This is a genomic window from Anaerocolumna sp. AGMB13025 (genome assembly GCF_029689925.1).
Lineage (GTDB): Bacteria > Bacillota > Clostridia > Lachnospirales > Lachnospiraceae > Anaerocolumna.
This window is the reverse complement of the sequence record NZ_CP121445.1, coordinates 3465988-3480237: the sequence shown is the minus strand read 5'-3', so window position 1 is coordinate 3480237 and position 14250 is coordinate 3465988. Positions and strand designations below refer to the sequence as shown.

Annotated in this window: 11 protein-coding genes; all 11 read left to right on the top strand. The window is 38.9% G+C overall.

Annotated features, from left to right (window positions below; translation table 11 throughout):
- Nucleotides 1-30: 30 nt before the first annotated feature.
- The 11 genes from QA584_RS14205 (at nucleotide 31) to QA584_RS14155 (ending at nucleotide 13669) form a co-directional block, all read left to right on the top strand.
- Nucleotides 31-1164, top strand: a complete 1134-nt coding sequence (locus tag QA584_RS14205) for an ABC transporter substrate-binding protein (protein WP_278269684.1) — start codon at nucleotides 31-33, stop codon at nucleotides 1162-1164.
- 161 nt (nucleotides 1165-1325) lie between these two features.
- Complete coding sequence (locus tag QA584_RS14200; protein ID WP_278269683.1) at nucleotides 1326-1748, top strand: DUF4418 family protein; 423 nt, start codon at nucleotides 1326-1328, stop codon at nucleotides 1746-1748.
- A 19-nt stretch (nucleotides 1749-1767) separates the two neighbouring features.
- Nucleotides 1768-3003, top strand: a complete 1236-nt coding sequence (locus QA584_RS14195) for an ABC transporter permease (RefSeq protein WP_278269682.1) — start codon at nucleotides 1768-1770, stop codon at nucleotides 3001-3003.
- A complete protein-coding gene (locus tag QA584_RS14190) occupies nucleotides 3000-3671 on the top strand; it encodes an ABC transporter ATP-binding protein (protein WP_278269681.1) in 672 nt (223 codons plus the stop codon). Before QA584_RS14195 ends, QA584_RS14190 begins: the two co-directional genes overlap by 4 nt.
- A gap of 280 nt (nucleotides 3672-3951) precedes the next feature.
- Nucleotides 3952-4533 (top strand): hypothetical protein, encoded by a 582-nt coding sequence (locus QA584_RS14185; RefSeq protein WP_278269680.1) that lies wholly within the window; start codon nucleotides 3952-3954, stop codon nucleotides 4531-4533.
- Between the two features lie 112 nt (nucleotides 4534-4645).
- Nucleotides 4646-5263: a hypothetical protein gene (locus tag QA584_RS14180; RefSeq protein WP_278269679.1), complete on the top strand. Its 618-nt coding sequence runs from the start codon at nucleotides 4646-4648 to the stop codon at nucleotides 5261-5263.
- A 433-nt stretch (nucleotides 5264-5696) separates the two neighbouring features.
- Nucleotides 5697-6170, top strand: coding sequence for a ribonuclease HI (gene rnhA / locus QA584_RS14175; protein ID WP_278269678.1), 474 nt, complete (start codon nucleotides 5697-5699; stop codon nucleotides 6168-6170).
- Nucleotides 6171-6347: 177 nt separating this feature from the next.
- A complete protein-coding gene (gene mutS / locus QA584_RS14170) occupies nucleotides 6348-9056 on the top strand; it encodes a DNA mismatch repair protein MutS (protein WP_278269677.1) in 2709 nt (902 codons plus the stop codon).
- Nucleotides 9057-9144: 88 nt separating this feature from the next.
- On the top strand, nucleotides 9145-11310 hold the full coding sequence (gene mutL, locus QA584_RS14165; RefSeq protein ID WP_278269676.1) for a DNA mismatch repair endonuclease MutL: 2166 nt from the start codon (nucleotides 9145-9147) through the stop codon (nucleotides 11308-11310).
- Between the two features lie 22 nt (nucleotides 11311-11332).
- Nucleotides 11333-12277 carry a tRNA (adenosine(37)-N6)-dimethylallyltransferase MiaA gene (gene miaA / locus QA584_RS14160; RefSeq protein WP_278269675.1) on the top strand — a complete coding sequence of 315 codons (945 nt, stop codon included), beginning with the start codon at nucleotides 11333-11335 and terminating at the stop codon, nucleotides 12275-12277.
- Nucleotides 12278-12334: 57 nt separating this feature from the next.
- The gene (locus QA584_RS14155; protein WP_442870361.1) at nucleotides 12335-13669 is read left to right on the top strand and encodes a methionine gamma-lyase family protein; all 1335 of its coding nucleotides are present in this window, start codon (nucleotides 12335-12337) and stop codon (nucleotides 13667-13669) included.
- Nucleotides 13670-14250: the final 581 nt, after the last annotated feature.

The following is a 14250-nucleotide window of genomic DNA, read 5'->3' as shown; positions in this document are numbered from 1 at the left end:
ATCTAAATAAAAGCAAGGAAGGGCTGGGCTATGAAAAAATACAGGAAAATAATAATCTTATTAATTATGTTAATACTATCTGCTTTTATAACTGCCTGTGGTGTCAGAACCAGAGAAAGTTCAGTTGGTCAAACAGAAGTTGTTACCGAGGAAAGTTCCGAAACTGACGACACCAAAACTGCAAATGCCGGTAATAAGAAACCGATAAAAATTCTGTACGGTGCAGGATTGTGTGGAATTCCCCTGCACCTGGCGAAACAACTGCAATTTTATGAAGCAGAAGGTCTGGTAGAAGGAGTTGATTATGAATATTTAACTTCCAGTACGCCAGGAGTAGAGATGCTCTCCACCGGTCAGGCAGACGTGACCTTTGGACTCATTGCAGCCATGCTGGCACCTCTTGATAATGGTCTGGAAGCAAAAACAGTACTGGGTATCCATACCGGATGTATTCAGATATTAGCCGGTAAGGAAACAGGAATTACTGATATTAAAGGTCTAAAGGGTAAGAAAATCGGGGTAGAACAACTGGCGTCCTCCAGCCATATTGTTACCCAACGGGCTTTAGCATCGGTAGGAATTGGTTCTACGGCAGATAAGATGGAGGTCGAATTTGTAGTTTTCAGTAAAGATAATTTACCCCTTGCCCTGAAAAACGGCGCTGTAGATGCAATAGCCATAGGGGATCCTCAGGCTACGATTCTGGTAAAGGATGGTGATGCCGTATCCATATTTAATTCTGCAACTTCTGACCTATTAAAGGATGAATATTGCTGTTCATTATGGGTCAGGAATGAAGCCCTTGAAAAATATCCAGACCAGGTTGCCAAGGTGGTAAGAGCTATCCAAAAAACTTCCGTATGGATAGACCAAAACACTGATCTGGCGGCCGAAATCCAACTGGATAATAACTGGTTGGTAGGCGATTTGGATATTGACAGACATACCATTAGTACCTTTAAATACTTACCCTCCGTAAGCGGAGTCCAGACAGCACTAACTCGTAATATACTGGATATGAAAGACCTGGGACTGATTAAAGCGGATACGGATGCCGCTGCACTGGCTAAGAACAGTTTCTTTAAACTAAATGGTGTTCCAGACAGTATAACTGGAACAGTAAAACCTCCCATTGATCCCAAAAGTCAATTAAAGGAAGGGTGAAAAAGTGATAATTCGTTATTAAGTTGTGTAAGAATTATGAAGTTGCGTATGAATTATTACGATGAATATATATTATGAAGTGAAGTATGGAGTATAAAGGTATATATCACTTTAGTTTGCAAAGAGTCCCTTGGAATCTTGGGATAAACAAGGAGGAGATAATGAAAAACAGAATCTTAACAGGACTTCTTTTCATCATCAGTGGACTGCTTATTGCCGCTGGGCCGCAGTCAATCTTTAAGGTTTGTGCAGTGAAGGAGATGGCTATGAAATGTCACTGGTCCGCAAGGGCTTTGATTGCTGTCGGAGGAATCATATTTTTTGGTGGTATCCTATATTTGCTTGCAAATATCATAGTTGTTAGACTGAATATTACTCTTTTGGTACTGGCAGCTTACATCTCTTCCCTACTGATTCCATCTGTTTTGATTGGTGGCTGCGGGAATAAGAAGATGATTTGTCAAAGCCTTACCTTTCCTCTTATTTATGTCATATCAGGAGCGGGATTGCTTTATATTGCGGGTAATATTTTGTTTCTGATAGCACAGTTTAAAAAAGAAACCACCGATGCGAAAACCGCATAAAGGAGGCGTAACCAGTCCTATGATGGTTAATTCAAAAAAAGAGAAACGTAAGCATATAACCTTATTCTATATTGTATATCAAAATCTGAAAAAACGACCCACTCGTACATTTTTAATGATTTTCTTTGTGTTTATGCTTACCATTACAACGTATGCAAGTAACTTGATTTTGTTAAGTTTAAAGCAGGGTGTAAATAATACAGTGAAAAGGCTTGGCGCGGATTTGGTTATCGTTCCGGGAGATTATGTGAGTACGATTCAGAACGCTCTTTTCATGGGAGAACCATGTATGGTTTATTTTGATAAAGATTGGCTGGATAAAATTAAAAAAATGGAGGGGGTAGAAAAAATATCCTCCCAATTGTTTCTAGCTACATTATCTGACAGTGCATGCTGTGATAATGCAATACAGATAATAGCCTTTGATCCAGCCAGCGATTTTACCATACAGCCCTGGATTCAAAAGAAGTATAGAGGTAATCTGCCGGATGATCAGATTGTTATCGGCAATAATCTGTCTTATGAACCAGGGGATACCGCTACCTATTATGGTAAAGAATTTTTAGTTGCTGCAAAACTGGAAAAGACCGGAATGGGTTATGACAATTGTGTGTTTTTAAACTATGCTGCGGCTTTTAAGCTAGTTAAACAGCCAATCATCCGCAATTACTTCGCCCTCGGTGATCATGAAAATTTAATATCCTTATTATCTGTTGATGTAAAAGCTGATTATGACTCTGAGGTTGTTGCGGGAGAAATTACAGATGCCTATAAAAATGAAGATATTGCAGTATATACCTCTAACAAACTGGTAAAAGGTCTGACGGATGAAATAGGTAAATTTACGGTTTATCAACAACTGACCGTGTACATATTAATGATATTTACCATAGCTGCCCTTGTTTGTATATTTTCAATTACCATACAGGAAAGAAGAAGAGAATATGGGATATTTCGAAGTATAGGAGCTAAAAGATCCCATCTGATTGGTTTTATAACCACAGAAGCGGCTATTATTAGTTTTTTGGGGAGTGTACTTGGAAGTTTAACCGCTTATGTTCTGGTAACCGTATTTCATACTTATATTATGGTGACATTTAGATTTCCATATTTTCAATCAGGTGGGATGAACGCGCTGCTTCTTGGGGGAGGCTGCAGTCTGATTTCTCTTCTGATTGGAGTGGTATCTTCACTGATTGCAGCAGTTAAGATTGGCAGGAAACAAACCTTTTTGCTGATACAGGAGAATGAATGATGTTATTGGAGATAAAGAATATATCCAAACAATTTAAACGAAACAAGAAAGCCTTTTATGCTTTGAACCAGGTTAACCTAAAAGTGGATGCCGGTGACTTTGTTTGCATCCTGGGAAGTTCAGGAAGCGGAAAAAGTACTTTGCTAAATATAGCAACCGGTTTATTAAAGCCCACAGAGGGTACTGTTACTTTTGAGGGCAAGGAGTTAATTGGAAAAAGTCTTTGTGGACTGGATCAATTACGCGGCAGTAAAATCGGATATGTTATGCAGGGACAGAACCTCCTTGCCAATTTCAATATTCTGGATAACATGCTGATGCCTGGGTATTTTTCCGGCAAGCAAAATCTGAAGCAGCGTTCTATTAAGTTATTAGAGGGATTTGGGCTAATTGAGTTAATAAAGATGTATCCTGGCCAGTTATCCGGCGGGGAGTTAAAAAGAGCTGCCATTGTAAGAAGCATAGTTTCTGAGCCTGCACTTATTTTCGCTGATGAGCCCACCGGTAATCTGGATCCTGATAATGCGGTATCTATTATGAGGCTGTTTCAGCGCTTAAGTCAGGAGGGAATTGCTGTTATTGTCAGTACCCATGATTATGAATTTTTAAAATATTCAAAAATTGCGTATAAACTAACTGGTGGTAAGCTTGAGGAGTACTCCAATTAATAAATCAAAATTCATAAATTAATAGGAGCAGCACTAATTTTTTAGATACTATTTGATAAAACTATTAGAGGGGTAGTAATAAAAAATATTAAAGTATCTTGGAGAGAATAAGAATTATGTTTTGTAAACAATTTGTTACAAAGCATAATTCTTATTTTATTTACATTTCTATTCTCTCTATAATTTTGAAGGAGCCCTTTTATCTTTTCGTTTACCTGGGTTAAAAAAAGTGGTATTATATAATACGAATTAAGGTGAAGACACAAAGGATGGTTTACTTATGATGGATTGGAACAGGGAATATCATGATATTTCAGTAAAATATGAGGATAAAATAGTAAGGATTAAATCGGATGATTTCCTGAGGGAATATTTAGAACAGCTTCATGGCGGGGCTTTGTTACTGGCTGAGCACATATTAAAAACATATGAGGGACTTTTTTGTAAGCCTTTAAAAATAAATCACCATTCTTTAGCAATTGAAATTATTGCTCATGTCTTTGTTGATAATATACTGGAAAACATGAGCGAATTCAGTAATTTTATTTCTCATGATAAATTAAAACCGGTAGTGAATGCTTTGGAAGCTTTCAGAAAGCATACCAAAGTAATAGACTGCGGAGAAGCCTCCGTTGACAATAACCGCCATGTCTGGGATGTAATGGAACCAATACATGGTTTTATATATGGTCTGGCTAATATGTCAACAGATAACGAAAATCATAAGGTAGAAGAAGATACGGAGAACGAAATTAATAAGGAAGAAGAAAATCATACGGAGAACAAGATTAGTAAGGAAGAAGAGAATCATACGGAAAACGAGATTAATAAGGAAGAAGAGAATCATACGAAAAACGATTAATAAAGAAAAAGAGAACTAATATGGAGAACGAGATTAGCAAAGAAGAGAAAAATTCGGAAGAAGAGAACTATACAGATAAAGAAAATAAAATTAATGAAGCTAGGAGGAGCGCATGCTTTCAATAGATAAAGATAGTGTTATGAATTTAGAAAATGCCATTAGGGGAGCAAGAAACCCTATGAACAGCTGGGAGAAAAGTGACAGTTACATTTCGGAAAACGGAGGCTATATATTAGGGGCTAATGACTTATCCCTGGCAAAACGGCTGTGCAAGGCAGGCAGCGACCACCGAAAGTTTATGCGGCAGATTTTTGTATCTGTGGATATTACAGCACCCTTATACTGGTGGAAGGAATTTGATACTTATAAGGTTTCTACCGTATCCAATTCCACCAGTACCATGCATAAAATACACAGCAAACCTTTTGAACTAAAGGACTTTAGTCATGATAAGCTCTCTCCTGCCTCGAAAGAACAACTTATGCTTACCATCCGGTATTTGGAGGAGCTAAGATGCCAATACAATAAAGACCAGAAGAAAGAGGACTGGTATGACATGATACAGCTATTGCCCTCAAGTTACAATCAGCTTAGGACCTGTTCCTTAAATTATGAGACACTTATTCATATTTATCATGCCAGAAAGAATCATAAACTGGAGGAATGGCATGTATTCTGTGACTGGATAAAAACTTTACCTTATGCTCTGGATTTGATTATTGGAGAATAATTATCATTAAGAGGTTGATTTTATTTTCCCATCCGCTGTAAGTGGATGGACTGCTCCTGGCAGCAGCGGATTTATCTAGATAAGTTTTAACGAGAGAAAATTCGGTGTTCATTTCTACATAATGTTTAGAAGTTGCAATTAAATCGGTATATGTTATAATTATTTTGTTAATTTGTACTATTTATAATCGCTTATGATATGGTACGGCTAAAAGGATGTTAGTTAAAGTTGTTTACTTACATCATATATGATACCAATCATTAGCAAGTAGAACGAAACTAATTTATTACATAACGAATGCCAGACGGATAGAATTATCCTTGTAAACGTTGATTACTGGCGTGATTTATAGTAAGGATGGCTTTTTACTCTATTCGTAAGATAAATACAAATTTATTAATTATCAGGAAATAAAGATTCTTGGAGGAAATATATGAAAGTAACAATTTATACCGATGGATCAGCCAGAGGAAATCCGGATGGACCAGGTGGGTATGGTACGATAGTCGTGTATGTTGATCCTAACGGACAGGAACATATCAGGGAATATTCCGGAGGCTTTAAGAAAACCACCAATAACCGTATGGAATTAATGGCGGCTATCATCGGTTTGGAGGCCTTAACAAAGTCCTGTGAAGTGGAATTATATTCCGATTCCCAATACCTGGTCAAAGCTTTTAATGAGCATTGGCTGGAAGGCTGGATCATAAAAGGCTGGAAGAGAGGGAAAAATGAACCGGTTAAAAATGTTGATCTCTGGCAGCGGCTGTTACAGGCAATGAAACCTCATAAAGTCACTTTTAACTGGGTAAAGGGTCATGACGGACACCCTCAGAATGAAAGATGTGATATATTGGCTACAACTGCGGCGGATGGGGACAACCTGGCTGAGGATGTTGTATTGTAAGGAAGAATGCATTTAAAAGCATTGCAATTTGAGCATGACTGCTTGAGCATTTCAGGGGAACTTTAAAGCAGCATATTAATATTGCATATATAATATAGGTCTACCTTACACCAAAGTACTCTCCTGAGAAAAAGGTAAGAATCATGAATTGTCAAGATACGGAAGGAACGAATTAAAATGGCTGAATTAACACCAATGATGCAGCAATACATGGAAATAAAAAACCAATATAAGGATTGTATATTATTCTATCGCTTAGGGGATTTTTATGAAATGTTTTTTGAAGATGCCCTAACCTGTACCAAGGAGCTTGAAATTACCCTGACGGGTAAAAATTACGGTCAGGAAGAACGTGCACCCATGTGCGGTGTGCCCTACCATGCAGTGGAAAGTTATTTAAGCAAATTAATCAGCAAGGGCTACCGGGTAGCCATCTGCGAACAGGTGGAAGATCCAAAAGCCGCCAAGGGAATTGTACGGCGGGAAGTTATCAGGATAGTGACCCCGGGTACTAATTTAAATCCTCAGGCACTGGATGAAAGTAAGAATAACTACCTGATGGGAATTGTACATACTACCAATGCCTATGGAATAGCAACGGTAGACGTGACAACAGGAGATTTTTATGTTACGGAAGTAGATAACGACAGAAAACTCTTAGATGAAATCAATAAATTCAACCCAACTGAAATTATCTGCAACAGTACCTTTATGGTAAGCGGAGTCGATATAGAAGACTTAAGAAACCGGATGCAGATTTCGGTATCTGATTTAGAACCTTGGTATTTTGATGATGACTTATGCATGAACTCCCTAAAAAGCCATTTTAGTGTATCTTCCCTGGCGGGACTGGGATTAAAGGATTATACCATTGGGGTGATAGCGGCAGGAGCTATTATGCAGTATCTATATGAGACCCAGAAAAACTCTTTGACCCATTTAACCAGACTGACGCCTTACATAACAAGCAAATTCATGCTGTTAGACAGCTCCACCAGAAGAAACTTAGAGTTGGTGGAAACCTTAAGGGAAAAGCAGAAGAGAGGCTCCTTATTATGGGTGCTTGATAAAACTAAAACCGCTATGGGTGCCAGATTACTAAGAAGCTATGTGGAACAACCCTTAATTGACATAGGTGATATCAACGAAAGACTGGATGCAATCACAGAGCTTAATAATTCTGTGATTACCAGAGAGGAAATCAGAGAATATTTAAATCCGGTTTATGATTTGGAACGATTGATTGGCAGGATTAGTTATAAAAGTGCGGGACCCAGGGATTTAATAGCTTTTAAATCCTCTTTATCCATGCTGCCACATATTAAAGGGCTTCTTGGTGAAGCTTCTTCCAAGCTCTTAACCCAGATACATAAGGAATTAGATCCTTTAGCAGACATTCATTTCTTAATTGAGCAGGCCATCCTGGAAGAGCCGCCTCTGGCAGTAAAAGAAGGAGGTATTATTAAGGATGGTTATAATACAGAGATTGATAAATTAAGAAAAGCTAAAACAGAAGGAAAGACCTGGCTGGCGGAATTAGAAACCAAAGAAAAAGAAAAAACCGGTATTAAGAATTTAAAAATCAAATTTAACCGGGTATTCGGCTACTATCTTGAGGTTACTAATTCCTATCAGAATCTGGTACCGGAGAACTGGATTAGAAAGCAGACCCTTGCCAATGCAGAGCGTTATACAACGCCGGAATTAAAGGAACTGGAAGATGTTATTTTAGGTGCGGAGGATAAGTTGTTTTCTCTGGAATATGATATCTTTTGTGAGATCCGGGACCGTATCGGCAATGAGGTAAACCGAATTCAGCAGACCGCTAAGGCAGTTGCTAAAACCGATGTATTTGCTTCCCTGGCTTTGGTGGCTGAGAGAAACAACTTTACCCGTCCGGTTATGAATGAGGATGGTATTATTGATATAAAAGACGGCAGGCATCCGGTAGTTGAACAGATGCTTTCCAATGATATGTTTGTTACCAATGACACCTATTTAAATAATAAGGAAAACCGTATCTCTATCATCACAGGACCTAATATGGCAGGTAAATCCACTTATATGCGGCAGACAGCGCTGATAGTCTTAATGGCTCAAATCGGCAGCTTTGTTCCGGCTTCCCAGGCGGATATCGGCATTGTAGACCGGATTTTTACCAGAGTCGGTGCTTCCGATGATTTAGCCTCCGGTCAAAGTACCTTTATGGTAGAAATGACGGAGGTAGCCAATATCCTTAGGAATGCAACGAAAAACAGTCTTCTGATACTGGACGAAATCGGAAGAGGTACCAGTACCTTTGACGGTTTAAGTATTGCCTGGGCAGTGGTCGAACATATCAGTAACCCCAAATTATTGGGTGCTAAAACCTTATTTGCCACCCATTATCATGAACTTACGGAACTGGAAGGAAAGCTTGACAGCGTAAATAATTATTGCATTGCCGTAAAAGAAAATGGTGAAGATATTATTTTCCTCCGTAAAATCATAAAAGGCGGTGCGGATAAAAGTTATGGAATTCAGGTGGCGAAGCTGGCCGGAGTTCCAGACAGTGTCTTAAAAAGAGCCCATGAAATCGTCGAGGAATTAAGTAAGAATGATATAGCGGAAAAAGCCAGGTCTATTGCTGCTGATAAAGTAACAAAGGGAATGGAAGAAAAGGACGACACTGTCTTACTGGTTAATGAAATGGTAAGTACCTTGGAAGCGGCACCAAAATCCAGGAAGAAAACGGTAGATATCCCAGATCAGATGTCCTTTTTTGACTTTAATTCCAACGACGATATTATTAATGAATTAAGAGATATGGATATGAATGCAATGACTCCCATGGATGCTTTGAATAAATTATACCTATTGCAGCAAAAACTTAAGAAACGTTTATAGTATATCATATTGCATATAACTGGACTGACCAATCGGTCCAGTTATTTTAAAAACGATGTACTTATACCTTTTACAGGAGGTGATACCTATGTCAAAAATAACTGTGCTGGATGAAAATACAATTAATCAAATTGCAGCAGGAGAGGTAATCGAGAGACCGGCAGCAGTGGTTAAGGAATTGGTAGAAAATGCAATTGATGCAGGAGCTAATGCTGTAACCGTTGAAATTAAAGAAGGCGGCATCAGTCTCATTCGAATAACAGATAATGGTTCAGGTATCGAAGAAGAAGATATGCCCTTAGTATTTTTAAGGCATTCTACTAGTAAAATCCGGACTGCAGAAGATTTATTAAAGGTTACAAGCCTGGGTTTTCGCGGTGAAGCTTTATCAAGTATTGCCGCAATCGCTCAGGTGGAATTAGTGACAAAAACCAGTGAGTCTTTTTCCGGACTTAGATATATGATTGCCGGAGGAGAAGAAAAGAGCTTAGAACACATCGGATGCCCCAACGGGACTACCTTTATCATCCGGAACTTGTTTTATAATACCCCGGCGAGAAAGAAGTTTTTAAAATCCCCTATGACGGAAGCCGGCTATATCAGTGACTTAATGGAGCGGCTGGCAGTATCCCATCCGGGTGTTTCTTTTAAGTTCATTAATAATGGACAGGTCAAACTTCACACTTCTGGGAACAATAACTTAAAGGACATAATTTACAATGTTTACGGAAGGGATATTACCTCTAATCTGGTGTCGATTGAGGGCAGCAGCGAAGAGATATCCCTGGAAGGGTTTATTGCAAAACCAGTTGTGTCCAGAGGAAACCGAAATTATGAGAATTATTTTATTAACGGAAGATATATAAAAAGTGCCCTCATCAATAAAGCCATAGAAGAAGCCTTCAGGCCCTATATCATGCTGCACCGGTACCCTTTTACCTCCCTTCATATCCTTATAGACAGCGAATTAATCGATGTAAACGTTCATCCGGCAAAGCTGGAAATCCGTTTTAAAAATGGTGAAGACGTATACCAGCTTATTTATCGTTCTATTAAGAATGAATTAGAAGGAAAAGAAATGATACCGGATGTGTTTTTAACAGAGGAAAAGCAGGAAGTTAAGACATTTAAACAAGTCCCGGAACCCTTTGAAGAAAAGCGACTCCAGGAATTCCGTGAGAAAAGTAGTAATGGTGACAGAAATCAAAGGGTAAAAGATGAAACTAATTCTTATGAGAAGGCTGAGGCTAATTTTACTGATATAGCAGCAAATCCAAGCGGGAATGGTGCTAATAATACAGTTGACGGTAAGGTATCCAATACCTCGAATACTTTTCACAACTCCTATAACAATGCCGATAAATATAACAACACCGATAATTATAACAACAACCCCAATAATTATAACAACAACCCCAATAAGCACAATACGATTCACGAAACTGCTGATTATTCCATAAACCGTGAACTGATAAAAGAAACCGAGATTGGAAGGCTGAATGAAGTAATTACTGATGCCGCTGCCTTTGTCCGGGAGGAACTTATGCCATCACCTGGAAACGCAATGGAAGAAGCAGCTCCAACCATGGAAGGATTAACACAAAACAATGCTTCTATAAAAGAGATTAAAGACACTGCAAAACCGGAACAGCTATCCTTTATTTCTAAGGAAGCCATACATAGTCACCGAATTATAGGTCAGGTATTTTCGACTTATTGGCTTGTGGAGTTTGGTGACAAACTTTTTTACATCGATCAGCATGCCGCTCATGAAAAGGTATTATATGAAAAAATCATGAAGTCCCTGAAAGATAAACAGTATAATTCCCAGCTGCTTGAACCGCCCATCATACTTTCGCTATCCATGAGGGAAGAGGAAGCTTTGAAAAAGCACCAAAAAGGATTAAACGATATCGGTTTTGAAATCGAAGAATTCGGAGGAAAAGAATACGCTGTCAGGGCTGTCCCAAGTGATCTGTTCGGCTTGCTCCAATACGAAATATTAATCGAACTCATTGACGGATTAATGGATGAGGTATATAATGAAACGCCGGAAGCAATCTTAGAAAAAATAGCTTCCATGTCCTGCAAGGCAGCCGTCAAAGGCAATCACCGTTTATCCAGTGAGGAGGCCAGGGCTTTAATTGAGGAATTATTAACCCTTGATAACCCTTATCATTGTCCTCATGGAAGACCAACCATTATCTCTATGAGTAAATATGAGCTGGAAAAGAAATTTAAACGAATTGTATAAACCCATTTAAAGGAAGTTTAACATGAAAAGACCCCTGATTATATTAACCGGACCTACAGCCGTAGGTAAAACGGAATTATCCATAAAACTTGCAAAAGAAATCGGCGGAGAGATTATTTCCGCCGATTCCATGCAAGTGTATAAATACATGGATATCGGTACTGCAAAAATTACGCCCGAAGAAATGAACGGTGTTAAGCATTATCTGATAGATGAACTGGAACCGGAGGAAGAATTTAATGTAGTTAAATTCAAGGAATACACCAACCGGTATATGGAAGAAATTTATTCCAGAGGGAAAATACCTGTTATTGTAGGTGGTACTGGTTTTTATATACAAGCAGTCCTTTATGGAATTGACTTTAAAGACAATGGGGAAGATACTTCTTACAGACAGCACCTGGAAGAGCTTTATAAAAAAGAAGGCAGCAGTTATCTTCATGATAAATTGGCTCAAGTAGATCCACCCTCAGCCGAAGCGATCCACCCTAACAATGTAAAGCGTGTCATTCGTGCATTAGAATATTTTTACCAGACCGGCAGCAGAATCTCAGAACACAATGAAGAACAACGCAGGAATGAATCACCCTATCAGTTCTGCTACTTCGTGTTAACCAATAAACGTGAGATATTATACGAAAGAATAAATAAACGGGTAGACCATATGATGGAAAACGGTCTAATCGATGAAGTAGCTATACTGCTAAAAAAAGGCTGTACAAAAGATATGATATCCATGCAGGGTTTAGGATATAAGGAAATTATTGCATATTTAAACGGCGAATGTTCGTTAGAAGATGCGGTATATACCTTAAAACGTGATACGAGACATTTTGCGAAACGGCAGCTTACCTGGTTTAAACGGGAAAAAGAAGTAATTTGGATTGATAAAAATGAATTAGAAAATGATGAAACCAAAATTTTGGAAGCTCTGATTAAAACAATCAGGGATAAAAATATGATATAGATTTAAGCATTATCTCAAAAGAAGAAAGGCTAATACATGGACAAATTATTTAATCAGATGTATAAAGACTTTAATATTGATGAAGCAATATTAAATTACTGCGATACCATCGAAACAAATCTTAAGGAACGTTTTGAAGCCATAGATCAAATAGCAGAATACAACCAGCTTAAGGTACTAAAAGCCATGCAGGATAACAGAGTAAGTGATATTCATTTTGCTGCCACCACCGGTTATGGCTACAACGATTTAGGCCGTGATACGCTGGAAAAGGTATATGCTGACGTTTTCCATGCGGAATCCGCACTGGTAAGACCACAGTTAATCAGCGGAACCCACGCTTTAACCATTGCCTTATCCGGCAACTTACGTCCTGGGGATGAAATTCTCTCACCGGTTGGAAAACCTTATGATACCTTAGAAAGTGTAATCGGTATCAACCGAGATAATGCAAATCAAGAAACCTCTTCCTCCAATAATACCCAGGATAGAAAAACCTCATCAGGACGATTAACCGGTTCACTAGCCGAATATGGTATCACCTATTCTCAGGTTGATTTGCTTTCTGACGGTGGCTTTAATTATGAAGAAATCCGCAAAGCAATGAATGAACGGACAAAACTAATAACCATCCAGCGTTCCAAAGGCTATGCTACAAGACCGACCCTATCCGTAAAGCGGATTGGAGAGTTAATCCGATTTATAAAGGACATTAATCCCAATGTTATCTGTATGGTAGATAACTGTTATGGAGAATTTGTTGAGACTCTCGAACCCACCGATGTAGGAGCAGACCTGTGTGTAGGCTCTCTCATAAAAAATCCCGGTGGTGGTCTTGCGCCCATTGGCGGCTACATTGTTGGTAAAGAAGACTATGTGGAAAACGCAGCCTTTCGCCTCACAGCTCCGGGACTTGGCAAAGAAGTAGGGGCTACCCTTGGAATCACTGGTCTGCTATTCCAGGGTTTATTCTTAGCACCTGTAGTTGTCTCCGGCGCCTTAAAAGGGGCCATCTATGCAGCCAACATATACGAAAAACTCGGTTTTCCAGTAGTTCCAAACAGCACAGAATCCCGTCATGATATCATCCAGGCCGTAACCCTTAAAACCCCGGAAGGAGTAATTGCCTTTTGCAAAGGAATCCAGGCTGCAGCTCCCGTAGACAGCTTTGTTACTCCGGAACCCTGGGCGATGCCCGGATATCATTCCGATGTCATAATGGCCGCCGGAGCTTTCGTACAAGGCGCATCCATAGAATTAAGTGCCGACGCCCCCATAGAACCTCCCTATGCAGTATATTTCCAAGGTGGCTTAACCTGGTACCACGCCAAAATCGGAATCTTAATGTCCGTACAGAAACTATATGAAGAAAATTTGATTCATCTAAATTAGTTATTGAACCAAATTCAATTAAATGTCACGCCTTACTATTAGATAACAATTCTGATAAGTAAAATTCAGTAATACAAAAACCAATAAACAAAAAACTTCGCAGTCAAAAAGCACAAAACTTGCTGAAATCAGCTCAACCATTAGAATGGAAAGCAGTGATACGGATCGGTTTCCTATGCGCTTCATTCTGAGCCACTCATTCACTTATGGACTTTTTATGTGGTTCAGAGTGAAAAAGCACACTGTCTGACGAGCTTTGCGAGGAGTTTGTGCTTTTTCACTCTCGCTTTACCACATAAAAAATCCATTAGTGAATTAAGGCAAAGAATACGAAGCATAGGAAACCGATCCGTATCGCTGCTTTCCTCACAACCTAAAAGCTGATATCAGCAAGCCCACAACCCCAAACTGCGAAGTCTCAGCCTAAACTTTACCCCCAAAATTTACCCTAACCTTCGATAGTTAAACAATATAACTGTATCCCCAAATAAAGATACAAGAATCCTATGTAACAATACCAAACAGCCTACAACCAATAGGTATTTTATGCTATTAATGTATACAAATGTGCTGAATTATGT